The organism is Pseudomonas sp. F-14 TE3623 (genome assembly GCF_053629015.1).
This window is the reverse complement of the sequence record NZ_JBRJHM010000001.1, coordinates 6,184,803-6,210,343: the sequence shown is the minus strand read 5'-3', so window position 1 is coordinate 6,210,343 and position 25,541 is coordinate 6,184,803. Positions and strand designations below refer to the sequence as shown.

Annotated in this window: 14 protein-coding genes and 1 pseudogene; 8 read left to right on the top strand and 7 right to left on the bottom strand. The window is 57.7% G+C overall.

Annotated elements, in window-relative coordinates; genetic code table 11:
• Positions 1–45 precede the first annotated feature (45 nt).
• The 4 genes from AB7M29_RS28685 to AB7M29_RS28670 all read left to right on the top strand — a co-directional run bounded on the left by AB7M29_RS28685 (position 46) and on the right by AB7M29_RS28670 (position 5,197).
• Complete coding sequence (locus tag AB7M29_RS28685) at positions 46–2,565, top strand: CS1-pili formation C-terminal domain-containing protein (protein ID WP_454248526.1); 2,520 nt, start codon at positions 46–48, stop codon at positions 2,563–2,565.
• A 5-nt stretch (positions 2,566–2,570) separates the two neighbouring features.
• Positions 2,571–3,836 (top strand): hypothetical protein, encoded by a 1,266-nt coding sequence (locus tag AB7M29_RS28680; RefSeq protein WP_454248525.1) that lies wholly within the window; start codon positions 2,571–2,573, stop codon positions 3,834–3,836.
• Positions 3,837–3,895: 59 nt separating this feature from the next.
• Positions 3,896–4,639, top strand: a complete 744-nt coding sequence (locus AB7M29_RS28675) for a molecular chaperone (protein WP_217854367.1) — start codon at positions 3,896–3,898, stop codon at positions 4,637–4,639.
• Positions 4,640–4,702: 63 nt separating this feature from the next.
• The gene (locus AB7M29_RS28670) at positions 4,703–5,197 is read left to right on the top strand and encodes a CS1 type fimbrial major subunit (RefSeq protein ID WP_123719389.1); all 495 of its coding nucleotides are present in this window, start codon (positions 4,703–4,705) and stop codon (positions 5,195–5,197) included.
• Between the two features lie 157 nt (positions 5,198–5,354).
• On the opposite strand, the pseudogene AB7M29_RS28665 reads toward AB7M29_RS28670, so the two are convergent.
• Positions 5,355–9,970 (bottom strand): annotated as a pseudogene (locus AB7M29_RS28665) (dermonecrotic toxin domain-containing protein).
• 175 nt (positions 9,971–10,145) lie between these two features.
• Positions 10,146–13,259 carry a transglycosylase domain-containing protein gene (locus AB7M29_RS28660; protein ID WP_454248524.1) on the bottom strand — a complete coding sequence of 1,038 codons (3,114 nt, stop codon included), beginning with the start codon at positions 13,257–13,259 and terminating at the stop codon, positions 10,146–10,148.
• Positions 13,260–13,917: 658 nt separating this feature from the next.
• Between AB7M29_RS28660 and AB7M29_RS28655 the strand changes: the two genes are divergently transcribed.
• A complete protein-coding gene (locus tag AB7M29_RS28655) occupies positions 13,918–15,339 on the top strand; it encodes an amino acid permease (RefSeq protein ID WP_217854363.1) in 1,422 nt (473 codons plus the stop codon).
• 56 nt (positions 15,340–15,395) lie between these two features.
• On the opposite strand, the gene AB7M29_RS28650 is transcribed toward AB7M29_RS28655, so the two are convergent.
• A complete protein-coding gene (locus AB7M29_RS28650) occupies positions 15,396–16,520 on the bottom strand; it encodes an OpgC family protein (RefSeq protein WP_217854362.1) in 1,125 nt (374 codons plus the stop codon).
• Positions 16,521–16,772: 252 nt separating this feature from the next.
• On the opposite strand from AB7M29_RS28650, the gene AB7M29_RS28645 reads away from it, so the two are divergent.
• Genes AB7M29_RS28645 through AB7M29_RS28635 form a run of 3 tightly spaced genes read left to right on the top strand, consistent with a single transcriptional unit; the run spans position 16,773 to position 20,843 of the window.
• Positions 16,773–17,714 carry a glycosyltransferase family 2 protein gene (locus tag AB7M29_RS28645; protein ID WP_052966194.1) on the top strand — a complete coding sequence of 314 codons (942 nt, stop codon included), beginning with the start codon at positions 16,773–16,775 and terminating at the stop codon, positions 17,712–17,714.
• 1 nt (position 17,715) lies between these two features.
• Positions 17,716–19,224, top strand: coding sequence for a glucosyltransferase domain-containing protein (locus tag AB7M29_RS28640; RefSeq protein WP_454248523.1), 1,509 nt, complete (start codon positions 17,716–17,718; stop codon positions 19,222–19,224).
• 47 nt (positions 19,225–19,271) lie between these two features.
• Positions 19,272–20,843 carry a glycosyltransferase family 39 protein gene (locus AB7M29_RS28635; protein ID WP_454248764.1) on the top strand — a complete coding sequence of 524 codons (1,572 nt, stop codon included), beginning with the start codon at positions 19,272–19,274 and terminating at the stop codon, positions 20,841–20,843.
• On the opposite strand, the gene AB7M29_RS28630 is transcribed toward AB7M29_RS28635, so the two are convergent.
• The 4 genes from AB7M29_RS28630 to AB7M29_RS28615 form a co-directional block, all read right to left on the bottom strand.
• The gene (locus AB7M29_RS28630; protein WP_454248522.1) at positions 20,791–21,075 is read right to left on the bottom strand and encodes a putative quinol monooxygenase; all 285 of its coding nucleotides are present in this window, start codon (positions 21,073–21,075) and stop codon (positions 20,791–20,793) included. The two genes, AB7M29_RS28635 and AB7M29_RS28630, sit on opposite strands and share 53 nt — an antisense overlap.
• Positions 21,076–21,339: 264 nt before the next feature.
• Entirely contained in the window at positions 21,340–22,746 is a 1,407-nt protein-coding gene (locus tag AB7M29_RS28625) for an ATP-binding protein (protein WP_217854360.1), read from the bottom strand.
• Entirely contained in the window at positions 22,743–24,554 is a 1,812-nt protein-coding gene (locus AB7M29_RS28620; RefSeq protein WP_454248521.1) for a DAHL domain-containing protein, read from the bottom strand. Before AB7M29_RS28620 ends, AB7M29_RS28625 begins: the two co-directional genes overlap by 4 nt.
• On the bottom strand, positions 24,551–25,510 hold the full coding sequence (locus AB7M29_RS28615; RefSeq protein WP_454248520.1) for a cytochrome-c peroxidase: 960 nt from the start codon (positions 25,508–25,510) through the stop codon (positions 24,551–24,553). Before AB7M29_RS28615 ends, AB7M29_RS28620 begins: the two co-directional genes overlap by 4 nt.
• Positions 25,511–25,541: the final 31 nt, after the last annotated feature.

Here is a 25,541-nt window from a genome sequence, read left to right as displayed (position 1 = left end):
TCTGTCGGTCGGGATTCAACTTCTTCGTAATCAGAGTACCTGTTCATGTTCCCGATGACGCCCATCGCGGCAGCGCTTGCGTTGCTGTTATGTAGCAGTGCATTTGCGGCGCCCACTTCCGTTGATACGCCGCGAAGTTTGCTGGCTCAGGCCAAAGGCTTGCCGGCAGAGTTTGAGGAGCATTTCTTTGATGTTCCGCTGGCGGTTCGGGTAGAGCTCGATCAACAACCGCTCGGCGAGGCAATGGTTGTGTTGTCCCGTGATGACCGCGTGACGTTGCTCGATTTCACCGATACCAGCGAAAGCCGATTCGGCGCAAGTGAGCGCGAGACCTGGGCCGATATCCTCAAACCCGGTGTGGCGCTGGGCAGCTGCACAGGTCAATGCCCGGAGCAAATGCTGGCGGTTCACTACAACCTCGAAAATTCATTGGTATCGATCGTCACCGAAAACGCTGAGCGCGATCTGGAGGCCAAGCGTTACTACGACCAACCCGAAGGTGGCAGCAGCGGCCTGATGGTGCGCAACCAGCTCAACCTCAATGGGGGGCAGGATCAGGATCTGGGCGGTCGTTTCGGCCTCGAAGCCAGCGCCAGCCTGGGCAGCTGGAGCCAGACGTTCAACATGCAACTGGCTCGCCTCGGCGGGCCGGACGAGAAGCTTTATCACGCAGTTCACGAGCTCTACACCCAGCGTGAATTGCCCGGCAGTTTCGTTCGCCTGGGCTACTTCACCCCCAATTCCGAAGGCCTGACGCGCCAGCCCCGTTCGTTCGGCACCAGTCCCGACACAGCCGTCGGCTTGATGTACGGCAGTTCCGACAGCCTGGCGATCGACAGTTCCCGGCCCAGCGTGTACCCGGTTTATGTGACGGCGAACCGTCAGGCGTCCGTGGAGATTTTCCGCGATGGCCTGTTGATCAATACCCAATCGGTGCCTGCCGGTTTGCAAACCCTCGACACTCGCCCGTTGCCCGGTGGCATTTACGAGGTGGAAGTGCGGCTGATCGAGGACGGTCAAACCACCTCGAGTACTCAGGAGCTGATCTACAAACCGAACAACTGGCGCAACCTTGATGAGCGCTGGCGCTACAACCTGTTCGCCGGGCAGGAAACCAAACTGCTCAGCAACTGGGATCAACAGGCCAGCGGCGATTCGACTGCTGGCGCGTCGCTCAACTACCTGCTGCACCCGAGAGTGATTCTCGGGCTGTCGGCCCGTCAGGTGCGCGAAAAACTGCAATACGGCAGTTCCATCGACTGGACGTTGGCGAACAGCACCAGCCTCTATGCCAATCTTTACCAGACCGAAGATCACGGCACCGGCGCCGATCTGCAGGGGCTCTACAACTATGGCTCCGGCAGCCTGGTGATCAGCCACAACCGCAGTTGGCTCGACACCCGCAACAGTTACGACACGCTGCCTGATGGTACTCGGGTACGTCAGCGCAATGTGTTCACCGGCCAGACCAGCAATTCATCGCTGGCGCTGAACCATCGCATCAGCCGCAAGAGTTCACTCAATGCCCGGGTGTCCCACAGTGACGGCAACACCGAAGGCGTGGGGGTGGATCTGGGCTGGTCGCAACGCACTGTGATGTTCGGCAGCGACGCCAACTGGCGCCTGTCGCTGTTTGATCGTCCTGGCAGTTACAGCAGTGGCGATGCGCGCAATCGCGGGGTCGACCTGAGTATCAACATGGCGCTGGGCGGGCCGGACCAGCAGGTCTCCGGCAGCATCGGCACCCGCACTGCCCGGAATGGCAGCCGCGACAACAACGCCTCGATCGGTTACCGCAAGACCCTGCGGGACCACGTTTTGCAGAACGTCTCGGTGACGGCGCTCACCGACACTTACGGCATTGGTCTGTCGAGCCTGGCGAACTTTCGTACTGACGCGGTCAATGGCGATGGCTTCGTCCAGCGCTCGTCTTATAACGGCAACTTCACCGGTGGCCTGAATCTGGACAGCACGCTGATCGTTGGAGGCCAACGCATGACGTTGACCAGCCAGCATCAGGGTCGTGGCGCCGGGATGATCGTCGATGTCGAGTCCGATATCGATGGCATTGCCTTGCGCGCCGATGATTTGAGCGGTGGCAGCGCCGCGTTGCGCCCAGGGCGCAACTTCATTCCGATTACCGCCTACAGAAACGGCTCGGTGAGCTTCGACTTCGAAGGCAATCACGCGCCGGCGGCCAGCATCGAACCGGCGCGTACCCGCTATCACCTGAACAAGGGCGGCGTCGAGTACCGCAAGGTGCGAGTGATGAAAACCCTCACCGTGCTGGGCCGTCTGCTCGACGCACAAGGCCAGCCGCTAAAGGGCTACCACGTGATCAACCACGCCAGCCGTGGGGTCAGTGAGGTCGATGGGTTCTTCTCGATGGAAATGAATGCCGGCTCTCCCACCCTGGACGTTCGTTATGCCGACCAGTTGCTGTGTCAGTTCCGACTCGATGTGGATAAGCACCGCAGTGAAAACGATGTGCTGATGATCGGTGATTTGCGTTGTTCACCGGACACCTTGGCAGACGCTACTTTCAAGGACGCTACGGCGAGCTGACTGACATGAAGATATTGACCAGGCTTGGAAAAAACCTCAGTCGCGCGATGCCGCTGGCAGCGTTGTGTGGATTGAGTTCATTACCGGCGAATGCCGCTGTCTTGAACATTGACGCTACGTTTTCGCCGGACTCGGCGGCTCCGCATAAAAATGAATTCGTGAATAAGACGCCGTCTCAGGGTTTCTGTCTTCAGGTGCCAAGGGCCTGTGAGTCGGAGGGTCTATTCAGTTTGATTGCGCCGATTTCATTTACTGCTAATGCACCGATCCGTGCCAATCATGTCGATCCTCGGCAAGGTGGAATGGCCAAAGTGCCCTCGGACTGGCGGGATGTGCAGGTTACCCACTCATCCGGAGAAGTCCAGACCGTCAAGGTCCGGATTGCGGGAATCGGACATGAGTCGCAGCTACCGGTGTCGGTCGCCGAATTGACCGGGGTGGCGGGCGGGCCTGGATGGGACAGGCTTTGGAACGGCGGATCCTGGATGTATGCCCCTCCACCCTGTCAGGGAGTCGGGTGGTCGACCGTGGGTAATATTGGTTTCAACAGCTTCTGGAAAGTGCCCCTCGGCGCGGGGGTGTGTTCAAAGCAACCTTTGTTCGAGATACCACTGTCCTTTCGATACCTGTACTTCGTGTTCGGTTATCAATTGATAACGCCGAACCCACTGACTATGCAGAGTGGGTCTTACAACGGATCGATTACCTTTGGCGTCGGGCCGAATCAGGATTTCGACATGGGTGATGTAATGCAACCCGATGATTCTGCATTGACCCTGAACTTCAATCTCGACGTGCAGCACACCCTGAAGGTCGATATCCCTCCCGGTGGCGAAAAAATCGATCTGGTACCGGCCGGTGGCTGGCAAAGCTGGCTGCAAGCCGGGCGCCGGCCCGTGCGTTTGTTCCGCGATCAGACCTTCAATATCTCGGCGTCTTCGCGCTTCAAGATGCAGTTGGAGTGTGAGATTGCGGGGTTCTCTTACGACTGCATGATTAAAGACCCGGTCTCGAAAAAATCGGTTGAGTTGCAGGTCAGTGTCAGCCTGCCCAATGGCCTGACCGATTTTGCCGGACTACCCGTCAAGCGCCAGCGCCTGAGAGCGGGAGCGGCCAATGCACAACAGTTTCAACCCGGCTTCTATGTCGATAGAGCACCCGGAGTTCTGCATTTCGAAATTCCGCAAAACCAGATGGAGTTCATGCTGGAGCCCGGCAGCGGCGGCAGCTATTCGGGCAGGGTGACGGTGATCTGGGACTCGGAAATCTGATGGGCTGCGCATCGATTATTCGAGCCAGCGTTGTGTTCAATAGTATGAGGTTCAAGGGTATGAAACGTCTGTGGGCACTGTTGGGTTTGGGCGGATTTTCTCTGGCGATTCAGGCCGGGCCGCAAATCAATGTGGGAACGGTTTACGACTATCTGGATGGCGATAAGAGCACGTACCTCAAGCGCGTATTCAACAGCGGCGACAGCACGGCCTTCGTCAAGGTCAATATTCTGGAAATCATCTACGACGCGGATGGCACGCCTCGCGAAGTGCCGGTCAAGGCTCAGGCCGATGCCAGCGCTCGCGACGGGCTGATGGCCAGCCCGGCGCGTTTGATCATCCCGGCCACCGGCATGCAGGGCACGCGTCTGTTGGCCATGGGAGAGCGGGAAACCGAGCGCTATTTTCGTGTGCGTTTCGTGCCAGTGGTGCCGGAAAAGGAAGACGAGTTCGCGATGTCCAGCGAGGAGCGCGAGGACTACAAAAAGACCCTGTCGGCAGGCGTTAACGTTATGACCGGTTTCGGCACGGTGTTCTTCGTCCGGCCGCAGAACAGTCGCTATGACAGTGTGGTCGACGACAGCGCCGAACGTTACAGGCTGCGCAATAACGGCAACACGGTGGTGGTGATCGATGAGTTCCGTAACTGCTCGCGCAAAAACGAAACCGACTGCGAGCCCACTACCAAGCACCACGTGCTGGCGGGCAAGACGTTTGAGTTCGACAAGAAACCGGGGCGTGAGTACCGCTTCAACCTGATCGAGGGCGGCTCGAAAAAGGCGTTGCACATCGCCGGCCGGTGACCTTCGACCACGCGGGTAGCCGCTGGCGCTCGTGGCCTTTTTTTGACGCAACAGGTATCTGACATGATCAAGCAAGCGGCCATCGTCCTGTGGATGGGCAGCGTGGCACTGATGAGTGCGTCGGCGTTCGCGGCGCGGGAAGAACACACGTTCGAAGTGTCGGTGAATATTCCGACGCTGGGGTTCTACGTGATCCCGGCCGAGACGGACTGGATTCATCGGGAGCAGATTCTGGCCTGGAACATCCACACTTCAACCCTGGGCGGGCTGCGCAAAAACTTCGATGTCAAACACGACACCAGTGCCATTGAGGCACGACTGGAGAGCGAACCCTATTTGTCCAATGGGCATGACGATCAGAACATCTACTTGCGGGTCAGCTTCAACGGCCAGGAGTTGAGCCACGATCCGCAATCCCGGGAAGTGGTATCGGCGGCGCAAGCGATGGCGGGCGGCCGCTTTCCCCTGGAGATACGACCGAAAGTGCCTGCCGGTGGCTACAAACCGGGCACTTACTATGGAAATGTCCAGCTGATTTTCAATGCTGTCGCGCCCTGATCTCGAATATGTCCCACGAATGACACCAACACGTATTCGCCTTGTTCGAGATGGGTAATGAGGGGTTCGTTGAAGAATGGGGTCGGTAGATGGTTAACGTCAGTCTGACGGCGGTTCCGCCGTCAGACTTCATCTTGCAACTTGAAGCGTGGCCGTTTTACTGCCCGGCTCTTCTCAATGCTTCGCGGGTCAGACGCCTCGACAGTTCTTTTTCCTCATCGCCCATGTCGACCAGCCACCGGTCGAAGATGACATCGCTTATCGGCTCATCGGCAAACACTACAGTCTCTGGCACCGATAGATCGTTCATCAGTTCCTTGAGCCGGTTTCTCAGCACGGCACGCTGGGTGTCGCTCAACTGTGTGGCGTCGGCCCATTCCCGCTGGACACTGCGCAACGACACAAACTGTTCGGATTTATTCAGGTACAGGCGCTTGTTGGTTTCAATCCGCACCGGCCAGGTTTCGTGCAAATACTGTTCCCAGAAATCCTGTTCAAGCATTTTGTTCACCAGACCATCGCCTTCCTCCAGTTCCAATACCGTGTCACCGGCCTGGTCGATCATGGCATCGGTGACGCCGGACATGCCAGACCCGTCTGGTAAGCCAGATAGACTTCGACATCGTCAGGGTTGCTGTCGCGACCGCCAATATCGGCCCGGGCAATATCGTTGACCCACTCCAGGCGCGCGGCGCCTTTGGCCAGGGTTACCAGCGATCGTTCCAGTTGCGGGGTATCGGTGGAATACGAATACGCCTCGGAGGCGAGCACATTGATGCCCATGTGATTGAACAACTGTGCACCGGCATCGGCGCAATCGACCGGGGCGATGGCCATGGTGAACAGCTTCTCCCTGAGCCGGGCATCGATATGCACGGCGTCGAGCATCCGCCATACGCGCTGCAACAGTTGCGCCTGAGCCTGGCCGCCCACCCGATAGTCGGCCGAGTTTTGGGTGTCGATCAGCACGGCCATGAACCGTTGGGCATCGGGTTCGTCGAGCAGCTCAGACCATAAGGTGGCTCGATCCACCCCCCAGCCTGGCACGTCGTTCCAGTGCGAGGCGCTGTAAGTCGAACTGATCATCGGTGGGACCAGCGTGCTTGAGGGTTCGACAGGTTCGGCAGGCAACTGCACGGATCGGCGCAGTGCCTGATAAGTTACCTGATGCACCTCGTTCAATTGGCCGACATCCAGACGTGTACGCGCCACCACCCATGCATCCGGCGAGCCGGATACCACGTCGGGGAGCTGATCGATCGGGTTTTCGCGCAGGTCCATAAAGAAACCGCGCGGGCGGGGTTTGGCCAATGTGCCTTCCGGCCAAGTGCTGAGCCCGGTATTTTTCAGGGCCACGACCTTCAGTCTGGGCATGCGTCCGATGTCCGGCAGCCTGCCCAGGGGATTATCCTCAAGCCTGAGGATCTCCAGGTAGGTCAGATTTCTCAGCTGCTCAACCGCCGGCGCGTCCAGCACGATGCGGTTGCTGCTCAGTCGCAGACGTTCCAGCCTGCGCAACTGGCCGATGCCGTAGGGCAGTTGAGTCAGTTCACAGTTTTCGGCGCTGAGTTCTCGAAGGTTGGGGAAGTCTTTCAACAGGCCATTCGGCTCGCTGCCGAACCGCGTGTTATCGAGCTTCAGGACCGTGATTCGATTGAGAAACTTCTTCAGTTCCGGGCGTTTCGACCACCAGGTTTCCAGATCCACCGGCCACAATTCTCGGGAAAGGTCGAGGGCATAATGGGCAGGGTCGGTGCGGTTGCCGAGCTCCAGGTTTTTGCGCTCGAAACACTCAATGAGGCGTCGGGAAATGTGCTGCCCGCCACCGTTCATGAAACCCTGGCGATCCGGGCCCCAGTATTGTGGTTGCTGGTATTCCCAACGGTTCAGGATCACCCGCAGTTCATCAAGATCGTCTTCTTCCTGCTCCATGGCTTTCAGCGGCTCACCCTTTTCGATCAGCGCGTTGGCGAACATATCGACCTCGCGCTCACTGAAATGCGGGTACTGATCGCGAATACGATCATGCACCGTTTCGCCATCCTTGCTCAGTCCGCCGCCGCGTACCAGCAACAGCGTTTCGTGCTCGGCAACGGGGCGAACGGGGGGGCGGGCGAGCAACGTCCGACGCTCGCTGGGCGGGGCGGTCTTGGCAATGACCCACTGCCTGAAGGACTCGGCGCCACCCGGTTTATAGCCCAACGCATTTTGTCGATCCCTGCCCATGGCATGGAGGATCGCTTCAAGAAAGCCCTCGTCCTCATGGATCGGTTGATCCGAGGCATCCCGTACCCGGTACTTTCCGGCCTCGTTTCGAATCAATACCCGAACCTGCGTCGCATCCTCGGGGCCCGCACTGCAACGAAGCTCCCCATCAAATGCACCCTCACGAATTTCAATGCGCAAGTCGCCGAATGTGTCGGTGTAGGTTCGCAACGTCCCCAGCAGCAGGCGTTCGGTATCAATGTTGATCAAAGCATCCTGGTACAGACCCTGGGCAGCCCGAACCGATTGCGTCTCGAACTGAAGCTCCCGTGCCCGGGTTTTCAGGCGCAACGGCAGACGTCGTTGTTGCGTCATCTGTTGTTGTTCTTGGAGTGTGGCGCCCTTGATGATTTTTTCCGCAACAGGTGTGGGGAGGTCGGGGAAGTCGATGAGCAGCAGGGTGACGTCGGGGGATACTACTTCGGCGACTTTTGCGGATGCGCCGAGGCGCTGCAAGGTATCGGTCAGCAGTGCGGGGGACGGGGCGTGTTCAACGTGTACCCTGCGCAACACGGTTTCATCGGTACCGCTGATCTGGCGAATCTGTTCCAGCTGCGTGTCGGTAAACGTGTCGACGCGGTGACCGATGCGACGCATCAATGTCGTGCCTTCCCAACCGCGCGGGTTTTCCGTTTCGCTGATCCAGGCGCCTTCACCGTTGTGGGTGAGCGCCGGTGCATAAGCATCGGGGCGTTGCGGATGCTTGATGCGGTGCTGGTCGCTGTCCGGGGCTTTTTCCACCTCAAACAATTGACCATCCAGCGGTAGCAGGCGCTTGCCCTGGTGTTGATACAGGCCGAGCGTATCCGGCCGGGTGTCGCTGGGCAAAGCCACTCTGGGTGGTTGTTGATAGGGCGCGAGATCCGGGTTCCACAAGCGGGTCTTGCCATCGGCCAGTTGCACCGGTTTCAGCCCTTCGACAAACGACGAAAGCTGGTGGTTCGCCAGCTTGCCCACTGCTGCACCCGCGGCGAAAGCGCCCAGCTGAACAATGCTTTCAAGCACGCCGATGGCTTGTTCACCGGCTTCGGCCAAATGGCCTTCGGCCAGGTCGACAATGCCCTCGACCACTTCATCCGTCAGTTGATATGCCGTGTACGCCAGCATCAGTTCGCCCAGGCCGGGCACCAAGGGAGTCGCCACCAGCAACGCGACATTGAGAATATCCGAGAGCATTTTTTCCAGATTGTCCCACCAGGCCCAGCGCGCCATGCGATCGGCATAGTCGGTGGAAATCACGATGTCTCGCGCGTCATTGAGAATCTTGTTCAGCTTCTCCTGGTAGAGGTACTTCCACAGCTCGCCGTCGAAGCGGGTCTGGCGATCATCCTCGATCTTCGACAGGCTGAACTGCAGGTTCGGGTTGTCCACCGGTGTCTCTCGCCAGCTCGGCGTGTTCGGGCCGGGGGCAGCCTGGTGCCATTTCACTTGGCTCAAACGTGCGTTCAGCCTGGCGAAAAAAGCACCGCGCTGCGAGTGAGCAATGAACTGACTGAAAAATGTTTGATAGCGTCCTGATCCCGGTGTTGGCGAGGCTGGATCATCCCGTAACTGGCGAGTCAGCTCGGCCATGAATTCGATGGATGAAGGGTATTCCTTGAGCGGATGTTCGGGGTCGTTGGGGACATAGGCAATCAGTGGCTCGGGGACTTTGCTGGTGAGCACATCGGCTGTGATCAACACGATGCCGGTCAGGGCAACGTCCATCATCGCCAGGTTGTAGTAGCTGACGGCTTTACCGTTCCATGTCGGTTTTTTTTGCTCATTGAGCATGCCCTGTACAACGGCGTAGGCGTGTTGGCTGAGGTCTTTTTTCATCAGTGCCATGCGCGCGGCAGCTTTTAATGCACTTTTCTGGCTTTGAGTGACCCGGTAGCGCAGTAGATTGCTGGCCAGCCTGTCGGCCGGTAGCAGAAACGATTTGAGATGTCCTTCGTATTGAGCACCGAGGTTCAGATCGCGACAGAGTGTCTTGAACTGATCGATGCGCATTTTGTGCTTGATGGGTTTTGTTCTGAAATGCCCCCGGTTGTCGGGCCGGGTAATGAACTCTGAATCCGCGGTGAAGGTTTCACTGCTCGAAAAGTTGTGCAGCGCCGCATCGAGCAGGGACACCGTGCGGCTTTGAGTGCCGGACGCGAAGTCATGCACCCACCAAGACGTTTTCACTGGCGCATACAGGCGTAGCCAGGTTTCCTTCACATCTTCTTCCAGGCCGAATCGGTCTTTCAGGGCTTTTTTCAGAATCGGTTCAGCGAAGGCGTAAACGTCTTGCAGTTCGCTGAGTGCCTTGTCCACGCTGTTCTGCGCGACCCAATGATCTTTGATGTCTTCCTTCAAGCGCTGGTGTTCGGCTGCCGAGGCGGATCTGTGCCAGTCGGGAAGATTCAGCCTGACAGTTTTCAGCGCACTGACGCGTTGCAATGATGCATCGGTGAGCCACGGTGGGATGGCATTGCGGATTAATTCGTGATGAGTACTTTCAGGTGTAAGCGGGGTAATCGGCATGGGTTTATCGTCCAGTCATCCATGATGGGACGACCAGACTAGGCAAGGGGGAGCGCTGAAAAAAGCGCAAATATAAGCAGGATTCAGGCAGCGTTTACGACGCGATGCTTTCAATAATCAAGAGCGAAAAATACATAGTTAACACCACGCTTGAAACAGCGGCTGAAACGCCCCGTTAGCGTTCAGCCGTTGTCACCGTGCCCTGGCACAACGTATGAGTGCCGGGTTGCAGGTAAGGCGAAAGAATCGGCGCCATGCCCTTGAGCACTTGCGTAGGTAACGCCGAAGTGAATTTGAAATTCTCGGCCGTGCGCCCGGGGACATAGGCGGTGAGGGTACCGAAATGCCGGTCGCCAATGTAGAACACGAAAGTCGCTGTGCGGTTGATCGATTTCGAGCTGAGAATCCGCCCGCCGGAACCGATGGCCTCAATGCGGTTGTCGCCAGTACCGGTTTTGCCGCCCATGGCCAACGGGCTACCGTCAGCCAGTTTGAAACTGCCCGCCACGCGTTTGGCCGTGCCGGCATCCACCACTTGCGACAAAGCCTCGCGCATGGCCGTTGCCACCTCGGAAGGCATTACCCGTTTGCCGACATCCGGGTCATTGATCAGTTTGGTTTCGTACGGTGTATTTTCCGCAAAGTGCAGGCTGTCGATACGCAGTGTCGGCATGCGCACACCGTCGTTGAGGATGGTGCCGATCAGTTCAGCCAATGCCGCCGGACGGTCACCGGAGCTGCCGATGGCGGTGGCCAGCGAGGGCACCAGATGATCGAACGGATAACCGACCTTCTGCCAGCGCTGGTGAATGTCGAGGAACGCCTCGATCTCCAGCATGGTGCGGATTCGGCTGTCGCGGGCACCCTTGTGCCGACTCTTGAACAGCCAGCTGTAGACTTCCTGGCGCTCGAACTGGCTGGCTTTGACAATCTGGCTGAACTTGGCGTCGGGGTTGTTCAGCAAGTAGCCGATCAACCACAGATCCAGCGGGTGAACCTTGGCGATGAAGCCCTGGTCTGGCAGGTCATAGCTGCCAGGGCCATAACTCAGGTAGAGGCGTTCGAGGCGTTCGTCAGTCAGTTTTTCATTGAGCTTGGCGCCTTTGAGGTGCGAGCGCACGAAGGTGTTGAAGCTTTCCTGGTCGGCCTGGGGGAATAGATAACGATGCACGGCGGCCATGCGAATCGGCGTCGGGCGCATGCCGTCGAGAAAGGTCTCGAGCCGCGCCTGGGTGTCCTTGTTGCGGTATTTCTTCCAGAACTTCAGCAGGAACGAGGTGCCTTCTTTGTCGGCGAATGAGGCCAGGTATTCCTGACGCCGAGGGTCGCGATCATCTTTGAGCAATTCGGCGCTGTTGTTGGGACCGGAATAGGTGGTGTAGCGCACCAGGTCACGCATCAGCCGAATGAACGGCAGGTTGATCGACTCACGAATGGCATCGCGCAGGGTCGGCAGGCGGCCGTTGTCTTCCTTGCGAAAGTTATTAAAGGTATGCAGCCCGCCACCGGTGAAAAAGGCCTCGCCAGGGCTGGCGGAGTATTTGCGATCCAGCGCGGCATTCAGCATGTTCGGCAGATTGCGGTCTTTGTTCTGCATCAGGTAATCGACGGCCCAGCGGCTCAGACGGTCCTGGTCCGGGACCTCGACTTTTTTCAATTCAGGGACGGTCATCGCTGCGTACTTATCGTGCAGCTCGGCGATGATTTGCAGGTATGTGGTGAGCACGCGCATTTTTGCCGTGGAGCCCAGTTCCAGCTTGCTGCCTTCATTGATGTCGAACGGCTGGTCGGTGCTATCGGTCTGCACCCGCACCCGCGAGCCGTCCGGCGTCAGTTCGAACAGGGTGAAGCTGTAGCGCACCTGCGCGGTGCTGGTGGGCGTGAGCAGGCGTTCGCCAATCAGGCCGATTTCCGCTGCATAAGTGGGGTCGGCCAGATGCTTGAGGTACGCGGTGGCCTGGGTTTGCAACTCGCCTTGCAGCGTACTGGTGGCTGACAGGTCGAGGCGGTCGAGGTCATACAGCGGACGGTTGAGCAATCCGCCCAGACGGCTGCGCGCCACACTGATGCCCTTGTTGGTTTCGATGGGTTGAATGGTGGGCTGGGTGGCCCAGTCGCGGTAAGTCACTTTACTGGCCAATGCCGCCGTCGCGAGTGGTGCATCGATCACGCCATTCTGAGCCAGAAGCCGAATATGGCTGTCGGTGAGACTGGCCAATTCATCACGGCCCTTGGTCAAGTAATGGGAAGGGCGACGTTGAGCGATCATCAGTGACAGCATTTCACGCAGGGCCAGGCCTTTTTCCGACAGACTTTTCGGATCCGTGTCCGGGCTGGCCAGCCGTTCATTGGCCTTGTTGAAGTCGGCGCCGTACCAGACGCGCAAGCCTTCAGCCATGCCATGCACTTCACCGTGGCCTGGCACCGCCGACAGCGGAACACTGTTGAGGTAATCGCGAATCACATTTTGCCGGGCCTGGAGGGTCTCCGGGCCCGCCTGGTAGGCCCGCACGCTGGCGGAAATCATTTGCCGGATCTTTTCCGCGCCCGACACCGTCAAGCCATCGGGCGAGTGTCGATATTTCTCCAGCTGAGTGGCCAGCGTGCTGCCGCCCGCCGACTGGCCTGGCAGGCGCAACAACTTGGCCACCTGGGACCACGCCGCCATGCCGAACCGTGGCCAGTCAACGGCCGGGTTGGCCAAAGGCTGGCGGGGATCGAGCAAAAAGCGGTTTTCGATGAAGAGTAAGCTGCTGACCACTACCGGAGGGATCGCCGCAAAGCTCGAATAGAGTTGTTGTGGGTATTTGAACTGGTACAGCGGTGCCGCGCGGCAATCGGTGATCGACAGCCCGGCCTGGATTTTTTCTGCATAAGGCACGAAAAAGCCTCTGTCGCTGTACTTCATCAGCGCCGGGGAAAAGCGGGTTTGTGCCGACACCACGTAGTTGCGCTTGAGCAGGCGCGGCAGAAATTCATCCAGGGTGCTGTAACCCAAACGCTGATCGAACGGGCCCGCGCCAGGGTAGCGAATCGCATCGCTAGGGCCGGGCTGCAGCTCGTACTTCAGCGAGGCGGCATATTTACTGAGTTCCCGGGCCTGAAACTTGGAAGTGCGCATTTCCTTGGCCGCGGCGAGGCCGAGGACAATCAGAATAATCAACAGCAGCAACCAGAAAGCCCCCCAGCCGTGTCGGGAACGACGGGGTTTCTCAGGTAAAGGCGCTTCATCCACTCGTTCAGTCGGAACCACAGTTTTACTCGAATCGGTTTGCCACAAAGCGCCCATAGTCGACTGATCCATTCACGCAGATTGATCGGACTTGTCTGAAGCTTAGACGGTGGTTGGCGTTGGTGAAAAAATTGTGAAGTAGTAAGTGATGCATGGACGGACCGATATTTGTAGTGAGGGGGGGCTTGCAGTGGCGAGGGGGCTTGCCCCCGTTGGACTGCGCAGCAGTCCCCCGAAACTTGAACCCTCGATGTTGTGTCAGGCATGCCGCGTGTATCGGATTTGCGACTGCTTCGCAGCCGAACGGGGGCAAGCCCCCTCGCCACAACAGCTCCCCTCACCAAGAGGGGGTCGTCGTCTGAAATAGCCGAGCTAGACGCATCAAAGAGGTAAATGCTGCCTAGGTAGGGGCATGACGATGCACCATTGCTGTGCAATACTCCGCGCCGTTTCAGTGGCGAATAATCCTACATAAGTCAGGTAATGCCACTCCGTAAACCCCGCTTTTGCCGAGAGTTATGGCTGAATGTTGTGGTTTATAGAGTGAAAAACCCTGCTGGAAGCTTTTTATACTGCATGCCCGCTGATCTTGCAGGTTTGGTCCTGCAAGACGTGTCTGCCCATGAAGCAGGCCCGGTTTCGCAGAAGCGCTGGCCTATCGGTCGGTGCTTCGACACTCGGTGGTCACATCCAATAACAAGACGAGGTTGTACCTATGCCAGTCGGCAATCACCTGCCTCACGGCGAGACCGCTCAGGGCGGCCCGCTTAAACGCGAACTCGGCGAACGGCATATTCGCTTGATGGCGCTCGGTGCCTGTATCGGCGTCGGCCTGTTCCTGGGTTCGGCCAAGGCCATTGAAATGGCCGGCCCGGCCATCATGCTCTCCTACATCATTGGCGGTCTGGCGATCCTGGTGATCATGCGCGCCCTCGGCGAGATGGCCGTGCACAACCCGGTCGCCGGCTCGTTCAGCCGTTATGCACAAGACTACCTTGGCCCATTGGCAGGCTTTCTGACCGGCTGGAACTACTGGTTCCTGTGGCTGGTGACCTGCGTCGCGGAAATCACCGCGGTGGCGGTGTACATGGGCGTCTGGTTCCCCGACGTGCCGCGCTGGATCTGGGCTCTGGCGGCGTTGATCAGCATGGGCTCGATCAACCTGATCGCGGTGAAAGCCTTCGGTGAGTTCGAGTTCTGGTTCGCCCTGATCAAGATCGTTACCATCATTGCGATGGTGGTCGGCGGCATTGGCGTGATCGCTTTTGGCTTCGGTAATGACGGCGTCGCCTTGGGGATTTCTAATCTCTGGGCTCACGGCGGCTTCATGCCCAATGGCGTGCAAGGCGTGTTGATGTCCCTGCAAATGGTGATGTTCGCCTACCTCGGCGTCGAGATGATCGGCCTCACTGCCGGTGAAGCGAAGAACCCGCAGAAGACCATCCCCAATGCGATCGGCTCGGTGTTCTGGCGGATTCTGCTGTTCTACGTCGGCGCCTTGTTCGTGATCCTGTCGATCTACCCATGGAATGAAATCGGCACCCAGGGCAGCCCGTTTGTGATGACCTTCGAGCGTCTGGGCATCAAGACCGCCGCCGGCATCATCAACTTCGTGGTGATCACCGCTGCGCTGTCGTCTTGCAACGGCGGCATCTTCAGCACCGGGCGCATGCTCTACAGCCTGGCGCAGAACGGCCAGGCCCCGGCCGGTTTCGCCAAGACCTCGAACAACGGCGTGCCGCGTCGTGCGCTGCTGCTGTCGATCGGTGCCTTGCTGTTGGGCGTGTTGCTTAACTATCTGGTGCCGGAGAAGGTCTTCGTCTGGGTCACCGCGATTGCCACTTTCGGCGCGATCTGGACCTGGGTGATGATCCTGCTGGCCCAGCTCAAGTTCCGCAAAGGCCTGAGCGCCAGCGAACGGGCCGGTCTGAAATACCGCATGTGGCTGTACCCGGTCAGTTCTTACCTGGCACTGGCCTTTTTGGTGCTGGTGGTCGGCCTGATGGCGTACTTCCCGGACACTCGCGTGGCACTGTATGTCGGGCCTGCTTTCCTGGTGCTGCTGACGGTGTTGTTCTACGTGTTCAAGCTGCAACCGACCAATGTGTCGCAAGGTGCGGTGCGTTCGGCTTCTTGAGTCTGTAACGCCAGAAATACAAAAAGCCCCGGTCGAGATGACCGGGGCTTTTGATCTTAAGCTGCCGTCACCACAATCGAGCGATTCAACCGCTTGTTGAACTCCAGCCAGACCCCCAGCAATGCCATCAACCCGACCCCCAGCAGTGCACTGAATATCTGTATCGCCAGTGTGTTCCCGCCCAAGGCGTTGAGCATGTCTGCCAATGGCGCCAGCAACACGCCAAAGCAGAATATTTCCAACGAATAACGACCCATGCGACAGCTTTGTTGCGCCAGCCAGTGTCGCGTCCAGCCCGTGTCCGGCAACAATCTCGCGGTGACGTAGGCGAGGGCGAGGAAATGCAGCAGGCGTGCCGGCGAGAGGTTGGTCTTGCTGATCGGATAGAGCGATTCGCCGAGCCATTGGGGCATGAAGGCGTCATGTACGCTCGGCCATTTCCACGACAGTGCGATCAGCCCTGTCACCATCAGATAGGTCAGCGCTGCAATGAAAACCGGCTGCCGAGTCAGCGCTCGAGGTTGCGACACCAGAGGCCTTTGCCCGTGAATCGCCACCGCGCCACCGAGAATAAACAGTAGCTGCCACGCCATAGGATTGAAAAACCACACTCCACCGTCGGTGCCCGCCAGGTTCCACTGAAGCCATGGCGCCAGCAGGTACAAAACCACCGACAACCCCACCACATATTTAGCCTTGCGCAGCAGCATCGGCAGCACCAGCGGCAGGCCAAGCAGCAACAAAATATACAGCGGCAACGGGTCCATCAGGTTCGGCTTGAAGCGCAGCAACAACTCATCCATCAACGCCTGCTGCGGATTGCTGAGGAAATACTGCAAGCCCATTTCCTGCACCAGATCACGGGTTTCCACGTGACTGTTGGCGAAAAACACGATGCCCATCAATAGCGCCAGCAAAAAGATATGCACCACATAAAGCACCCAGGCGCGACGCAGGATTTTTACCGTGGCGACCATGAAACCGTCGCGCCGGGCGATCTTTCCGTAGGCCAGTACTGCCGCGTACCCGGCCAGAAACACGAAAATCTCCGCCGCATCGCTGAACCCGAAATTGCGCACCGTGAACTGGGCGAGCGGGTTTTGCGGCACGTGATCCCAGAAAATGAAGATCAGGGCCAGGCCACGAAAAAAGTCGATTCGGTGATCGCGTTCAAACGTCATGACGGTGGCTCTTGAACGGGTTGTGGATAAGAAGTGGCCGGCGAGCAAAAGATTCGCCGCACATTGGCGGCGCGCAGGGTGGCGTGATTCGCGGGCAATTGCAAAAGACGGATATTACTGAATGTCTCAGTTGCCTATAGCGAACGAATTGGGACGGCATGTCCGTTGGTCTGCCGGGCAGTTCGCGCGCCAGAACGCCCCCTGATGGCGGCCTGACGAACATCTACACTTCGTTTTTCAGGAGTGTGAAACGTGAAAGTTTCGCTGATTGTTCCGGTATTCAACGAAGAGCAGGCGATCAATCTGTTCCATCAGGCGGTGCGTCGCGAATTGAAACTCGACCCGTGTGAGGTCGAGATCGTGTTCATCAACGATGGCAGTACCGACCGGACAGCTGAGCAGGCCAAGGCGCTGGCACAGGTCGATGAACAAGTATTGCTGATCAACTTCTCGCGCAACTTCGGTAAGGAGCCGGCATTGTTTGCCGGGCTGGAATACGCCACAGGCGATGCGGTAATTCCCATGGACGTGGACCTGCAGGATCCGATCAGCGTCATCCCGCAGTTGATTGCCGAGTGGCAAAAGGGCGCCGATGTGGTGCTCGCCAAACGCCGGAATCGTGACAGTGACAGTTATTTGAAACGCCACAGCGCATCGCTTTTCTATCATTTGCTGAACAGAATTTCCTACACCCGGATTGAAGAAAACGTCGGGGATTTCCGGCTCATGGACCGCAAGGTGGTCAATGTGATTCGCGCGCTTCCCGAGCACCAGTTGTTCATGAAAGGCGTTCTGTCCTGGGCCGGGTTCACCACGGCGGTGGTGGAATACGAACGGGCCCGGCGAGTGGCAGGACGCAGCAAGTTCAATGGCTGGAAGCTGTGGAACCTGGCGCTGGAAGGCATTACCTCGTTCAGCACCGTGCCGTTGCGATTGTGGACTTACATCGGTGGCGGCATTTCGATCTTCGCGGTGCTGTACGCGGTGTACATGGTGCTGGACAAGATTTTCTTCGGTAACAGTGTTCCCGGTTATCCGTCGCTGATGACGGCCATTCTGTTTCTCGGCGGCGTACAGCTGATCGGCATCGGCATCCTCGGTGAGTATGTCGGTCGCATCTACATCGAAGCCAAGCACCGTCCCCGTTATGTGGTCAAAGACGTCATTGGCGGCAAAGACCGGATCGGGCTTTAGCATGGGCAGACTGGGCGACTTTTTCAGCAAAGAACTCGGGCGTCGCCGGGTCTGGTTGTTTTTTTTTATCGCGACGCTGGTTTATGTTTTTCCGCTGATCCTCGCGGACTATCCCTACATCGATGACAACTGGCGCTCGCTGTCGGCGGGTACTGCCTGGGCAGGGCAGGGGCGATTGTTCACCGAGCTGTTCTACAACCTGCTGACGTTCAGCGACGGCGCACCAAACATCTTTCCGTTGCCGCTGTTGATCGCCACGCTGGCCATGGCTTTTGCGTTGACCAGCCTGACATTCCATTACTACCCGCAGCCGACGATTTCCTGCTGCCTGGTGCTGTTGCCGCTCTGGTACAACCCGTTCTTCCTGCAGAACCTGTCTTATCAATACGACGGGCCGGCCAATGCCTTGAGTCTGGTGGCAGTGATCTACGCGATCACTTTTCGTCATCCCTCGCGTATTCTGCAATGGCTGGTGCCGGCCTTCCTGATTGCGCTGGCGCTGGGGTTCTATCAGGTGAGCCTGAATGTGTTTTTGGGCCTGTGTTGCCTGGAACTGCTCAGGGGCGTGAATGACAGATGGGTCTGGCGGCAATGGTACGAATTGATCGGCTGGAAACTCGCGCAGGTGGGGCTCGGCGGGTTGATCTACAGCGTCACGGCTTATCCCTACATGAATCACGATCGCGCCTTATTGCTGAACTGGGCAACGGGGCCTTTGCTGCAACTTGAAATCAACATCGGTCGGGTGCTGGAAAAAGTCGCGCTACTGTTTCACGGAGGATTTACTTGGGTGTTCGCCGTGCTGCTGTTGTGTGCCCTTGTGGGCGGCGCACAGTTAGCCCGGAACGTGATTGAACGCCACGACACTGGGCTGAGAAAAATCGTGATGGGCTTGGTGTGCGTGCTGACGGTGCCGGTCGTGACTTTACTGGTGTCGGGGGCTGCGCTGTTTTTCCGCGACTTCAATGAAGGCGCCAGAACCTTGATGGGTTTCGCGGTGTTGCTGGTCCTGTTGTTCTATTTGAGTCATCTGGCGCTGGCCCCCATCCATGAGCGGCTGACGCTGCTGTTGGCGGTGCCTCTGTTGGCCATGCTTTCGTTGTCTTACGCCTATGGCCGCGTGCTGACGGTGCAGAACACCTTTGCGTCCAGCGCGTTGTTTTCCCTGGGGCATGACATTGCGGCCCATCGGCAACTGCACGAGGCCAAGCGCATTTACCTGGCGGTGAGTTATTCCGATTACTGGCTGGTGGGGGCCGCGGGTTCGTTCAAGCAGATGCCGGTTTTGCATTATCTGCTGAACATCAACTTCTTCATGCTGGCTGAAAACCTGCCGAAGGCGGGCATCACCAACGTGGAGGTGGAGAGGGAACGGCGTAACGCCACCCTGATGGGTTACCAGGGTTATCCGCCGCTGGTGGAGAGCAAGTTCTATCGCCTCTATCTGCTGGGCGATTACGGTTTTATCGTCATGAAAGAACCGACCCCAATCACCACGCTGCAGTGGTGAGCCTGGTGATTACCTCTTCGATCCCTCCCGAAAGTTTTCCATCCCGGATGGCTGACAGGGCAGGTCTGGTGGCGGTGATCGTCCTCGCGTTATTCGCAAGGTTTCACTCCATCACCGTGCCGGTCATCTGGTATGACGAGGCCTACAGCCTGCTGCTGGCCGAGGGTTCGCCTGCGTATATCTGGGCCACGACAGCGCGGGATGTTCATCCGCCGCTTTATTACGTTTTGCTGCATTTCTGGATGTTGCTGTTCGGCAATGGCGTGCTGGCTGCACGATCCCTGAGTGCATTGGCCGATGTCGGCACGCTGTTGCTGTGCATTAAATTGATGAGCCTGGTGACGACGCGAAAGGCGACCTGGATAGCGGCGGTGTTGTTGGCGTTGCTGCCGATGTCGGTGCGCTATAGCCAGGAAGTGCGAATGTACACCTTGCTCGGCTTTTGGCTGATGGGCGCGACCGTGGCGCTGGTGTGCTGGATCAAGGCACCGGATCAAAAACGCTATCCGTTTTTTTACGTACTGCTGATGGCAGCTGCTTTCTATACGCATTACTTCGCTGCGCTGTGCGTTTTGGTTCATTGGCTTTGTTGGTGGCGAGTGCGAGATGGCGGTCGACCCACGGCAATATCGTTTCGTGCGTGGCTCGTGGCCAACAGCGCAATCGTTGTGTTGTACCTGCCCTGGATTCCTCATTTCATCGATCAATTGCTGCGAATGGACGGGCTCGAATGGATACCGCCGCTCACTTGGCAAACAGCGCTGACCTTCGTTTGGCAACTGGTGATGATGGGGGATTCGGCCAGTTACTCATCCTTATGGCGTGCGTTGCCCTCGGTGTTGATCGTCGTTTGCGCCGCTGCGGTGCTGCTCAAAACACGCAATGAGCGACCTTTCAGCGTCTTGCTGGTGGGCTATTTCTTTGTGCCGGTGCTGACCGTTTTTCTGGTGTCGCTGATCGTGCCGGTATTCAACGCCAGGTACCTGGTGTTCGCTGCCGCCGCGTTACCCCTTATCGTTGCGCTCGCGCTAGATACATGGAGCCAACGCCACACCGTTCTTGCCGCTGTCGGCATGGCTTTGGTTTTATTGGCAGAAGTCCATGGGCTTTCGGCGGTCTATGCACAAACGGATGAGATGAACGGGACAAGCATTCGCAAAGACGCAAGGCTGGACGCGGTGGTCGAAGGTCTTGGCCACGAAGCCCGTCCGGGTGACGAAATCATCGTCGATAACCTGTATTGGTACTTGCCGTTCACGTACTACAACTCGACCGGTATTCAGCCGAGGCTATACGCCTTCAAAACACCGACAGGCGCCCTGTGGGGAACCGCCGAATACGGTGGCTGGGCACTCATCCCCCGTCACCTGCACTCGATTCTCTTCAACGATTTTTCAACCTTGAAACTCAATACCAGGCGGATCTGGTGGGTAACGGGCTACGCGCGCCCTGAACATGACGCATTGTTTCCCAAACACTGGAAACATGTGCTGACGCTAAAGGCAGGGGACAGTGAAGCCCGCTTGTTCATTCTTGATGTAACGCCAACCACCCTTGAGGCTGGCGTCAGAACGCATCCATCAGCACAACAATACAATCCCTCGCCTGGTAACCGTTGATCTGCGGCACCAGACGCCGAAAATGCTCAGACTGGCAATGAGCATCCAGCGCCGCCTTATTCGGCCATTGTTCGACGAAGATAAAGTGCCCCGGGTCTTTTTGATCGATGAACAGGTCGTAAGCAATGCAATCAGGCTCCAATCGAGTCTTCTCGACCAGTTCGGCGTACCACGGGCGAACGGTTTCAACGTATTCGGGTTTGATGAAATCTTGAGCGATTACTTTCAGCATCGTGTCCTTCCTTGGTGTTAAGCCAACCATCCGATGAGGTTGGCGTTCGCTTGCCCCCGTTGGACTGCGCAGCAGTCCCAAACGATTCACTGCATTCTTCCTGACAGATCTCATTTGCAGGTTTTACGGCTGCTTCGCAGCCGAACGGGGGCAAGCCCCCTCGCCACAGAGATCTCCTGTGTTAGAAACAGGATGTCAGGCATTCTGCGCCTGGAGAAAAAACGAAAACAGCCCGGATTGAGATTTGATCCCTTGTTCGGCTGGTCAGACAGCCGCTTTCGATTGCCGCACCGGCAATTCGACCCGAAAGGTGCTGCCTACCCCGACTTCGCTACGTACCGAAATATCGCCCCGGTGTTTTTTCACGATGCCATAGGACAGGGATAACCCGAGCCCTGTCCCCTGGCCCACCGGTTTGGTGGTGTAGAACGGGTCGAATATTTTTTGCAGGTTGTCCGGCTCGATGCCTATTCCCGTGTCCACGACCTCGATCGACACCGTTTCACCTTCCAGCCCGGTGCGTAGCGTGATGGTGCCCCGTTCCGGCCCTATCGCCTGAGAGGCATTGACGATCAGGTTCATGATTACCTGATTGATTTGCGACGGCAGGCATTCGATATCGGGTAGCTTTTGAAACTCCTTCACAACATCGGCCTTGTACTTGAGTTCATTGGCGACGATGTTCAGGGTTGACTCGATGCCTTGTTGCAGATTGGTCCACTGCCATTCCTGATTGGAGTCGACGCGGGAGAATTCCTTCAGGTCTTTGACGATTTGCCCGACCCGGCCGATGCCTTCCTTGGATTCCTTGATCAGCAGCGGAATGTCTTCGCGCAGAAAGTCCAGTTCCACCCGTTCACGTACTTGACCGAGTCGTTCGATGACCTCGTTTGAGCCAATGGCGTTTTCCGCCTCCCGATAGGCATCGAGCATGTCCTGCAGTTGCTTGAAGTAGCCATCGAGGGCGCCAAGGTTGGAGGAAATGAAGCCGATGGGATTATTGATTTCATGGGCGACGCCCGCCGCCAGTTGCCCCAGCGAAGCGAGTTTCTCCGACTGCACCAATTGGCTTTCCAGTTGTTTGCGCTCGTCGATTTCCCGCTGCAACGCCTCGCTGGCCTGCTTGAACTGGGCCGTGCGTTGATCCACCAGATGCTCCAGATGGCTCATCTGAATGGACGCCCGTTCGGTCATTTCCCATTTGGTGAGCAGGGTGTTGGCCATCTGCTGGACTTCAATGTTGTCGAACGGCTTTTTCAGAATCAGCAGGCGGTCGTGGGCGTGCAAGCGTTCCAGCAGTTCATCCCAGGAATAGTCGGAATAGGCGGTACACACCACCACTTGCAGTTGCGGGTCTTGCTGCCACAGGTGTTCGATAGTTTGCGCGCCATCCCAGCCTTCAGGCATGCGCATGTCGACGAAAGCCAGCGCGTAGGGGCGGTTTTCCTGTAATGCCTGGATGAGTTTGCCCAGACCCTCCTGACCGCCATAGGCAGAGTCCAGTTCGAACAAGGCGCTGGCGGACTTCACTTCGTTGCCGAACAGCGCGGCCTCCATTTCGTCCAGTTCTACATGCTGCTCCGATGCAGGGGTGAGGATCTTGCGAAAGTCTTCATGGATGGACGGCGTGTCGTCGATCAGCAGAATGCGTCGGTTCGAAAGATCGCTCATGCTTTCTCCATGACGGGTTTCAACGGGATCTGCAAAGTGAACAGTGCACCTTTGCCTGGCCCGTCACTGTGGGCGGTGAGATGGCCGTTCATCTCGATCGCGGCCAGGGCACAGCTGTGCAGGCCGAAGCCGTGACCTTCCTTGCGGGTGGTAAAACCGTGGGCAAAGATCCGTGTCATGTTTTCCGGGTCGATGCCTTCGCCATCATCCTTGACGCTGATTTGCAGGATCGTGTCCTCGACGACTTTCACCCCAAGGGTCATTTGCCGGGGGCGATTGCTGAGGTCGGTCATGGCGTATTTGGCGTTGCTGATCAGGTTGATCAGGATCAGCAACAACCGGTGTTTGTCGCCCATGACTTGCGGTACGTCGCCGTACTCCTTGACCACCGTGACGTGATGCCGGGTCAGGGCGCCGGCGTTCATCCGTAGGGCGTCCTCCAGCAGTTCGCTGATGTACAGCGGTTCCACCAGGCTGTTGGCACCGGCATAAGACTGCTGGGTGGCGACGATGTCCTTGATGTGGTCGACGCTTTTGCTCAACTGAGCGAGTTCGTCGGTCATGCCCTGTTGTTCAAGGGCAATGGCGTCCACCAGTTGGTTCAGGTAACCGGGCAGCAGTTTTCCTTTCTCGTCCTGAGTCAAAAAGGTGCCCAGGTCGCCTTGATGCTCGTTGATCAGATGCATCGCCTTGGCCAATCCCTGGGCCTTGCTGCTCCGCAGTTTGCGGGTGACCAGGTCAGCCGAGATGTTTACGCTGTTGAGCACATTGCCGACGTTGTGCAGCACGTTAGTGGCGATTTCAGCCATGCCGGCCTGGCGTGCGGTGTCGAGCAATTCGCTCTGAGTATCCTTGAGTTCGCGGGTGCGCTCTTCGACCCGTTGTTCGAGTACGTCGTTGGCAGTTTGCAGTTCTTTGTTGACCCGGTTGATCTCCCCGAAGCTGCGCATCAGGCGAATTGCCATGTACACCAGCACCAGTACCAGCAGCGTCGAAAACACCAGCATGTAGAGGTGGTAGCGCCGGTTGGCCGCCTCGGTTTGCTGCTGATCCTTGTTCAGCAGAGCAGTAATGTCGTCCAGCCGTGCGGCTACAGGAACGGCTTCGATGTTTTGCAGCAGCCGATTGACCACGGGTTGTTCCCGCAGGATCAGCGCGATGTGATTGCTCAAGACATCGATCGGGCTATGAAACTGCTCCGGTAATCGTTCCTTGTTCACCTTCAGTTTGTTCAGCCCGACCAGGATATCGGCCGCTTTGTCGTCGGAGGTGACCTGGGCGAACTCCAGGCTGCTGAGCAGCAAGTCGTAGGTGTCGGTGGCAATGTTCTGGAGTTGCAGTTTGTCTTCGTCGAGCAGTCGGGTAAGCGGTTCCTGAATGTCGTCTTCGGCAGTGGGCAAAAACGCCAGTGAGTTGCGCAGCACCGCGTTATGGGATTTGAACTGCTCCACCAGCCGGGTTTTTTCCTGAATGGCGGCGTGGTAGGCATCATGGCTGGCACGCCAGGTCGGCGAGTCATTGCGGCCATGAGTGGATTCCATGGTCTCGAACCGCTCCCACAGGTGTGTTATCTCGGTCAGCGGTGCCACCAGCGGATCGTAATTGTGGCTGATGGCAATTCGGGATTTGAGAATCTCGGTTTCCCACTGCGCGTTGAACTGTTTGATCTGGCCGATCAGGCCCCGGGACTCGGCGTACGTCGAGGTCTGGTCGGAGCTTGATTTGAGGTACAGAAACAGCAATGTCGAAGCCAATAGCAAGGCCACGCCACTGAGCAATGCCAGGTTGCGACGGTGGTATGTTTTCATAAAGGTTTGCCTCCCCACTCACCGGTCAGGGTCTTGAGGAATTTGATAATCAAGGTCTTGTCCTGGTCAGAGGGCACGCGACCGAGCTGGAACTTGAACATCACATCTACCGCGTCTTCGAGCGTCTTGGCCGAGCCGTCATGAAAGTATGGCGCGGTCACGGCGACGTTACGCAGGCTCGGAACCTTGAACACGTTGCGGTCCTCTTCAGCCTTGGTGACCAGATAGCGGCCCAGATCGGCTTCGGTGGGGTTGCCCCGCACCTGGAAGTAATCGCCCATGACTCCGAATTTCTGGAACATGTTGCCGCCGATGTTCACCCCCTGATGGCAGGCGATGCAGCCATAGTCCTTGAAGCGTTGGTAACCGTATTTCTCCTCGGTCGTCAGAATCTCGGTATTGCCCAGCAGGTATTGATCGAAACGTGAGTTGGCGCTGATCAGCGTGCGCTCATAGGTGGCCAGGGCTTTTTGCACATTGTTCATGGTCACGCCGTCCGGGTAGGCCTGGGCGAAAGCGCTTTTGTAAGCCGGGTCAGAGGTGAGTGTCCTAACAACATGCTCCCAATGACTGCCCATTTCGCTGGGGCTCTGCACCACTTCGTGAACTTGTGTTTCCAGCGTGTCGGCGCGACCGTTCCAGAATTGGCGAAAATTCAGACTTGAGTTGAAGACGGTGGGGGTGTTGATCGTCAAGGGGGCGCCGTTGAAGCCGATGGAAAATGCCTTGGCGTCAGCCCCCCCGGCTTCCAGACGATGGCAACTGGCGCACGACAGGGTGTTGTTGACCGACAGGCGTGGCTCGTTGAACAACCGACGCCCCAGTTCGACTTGCAAGGGATTCAGCTCGGGCACCGTGGGCAAGGGCTTGAGCGGTTCGTCCAGCGGTGCGCCGTTGGCTATCAGACAACATCCGAGTAGAGGTGCAAGAAGCAGGTAGTAGAAGGGGCTCGACATCTTATGATTCCTTGGCGCAGGGCCCTGGGTG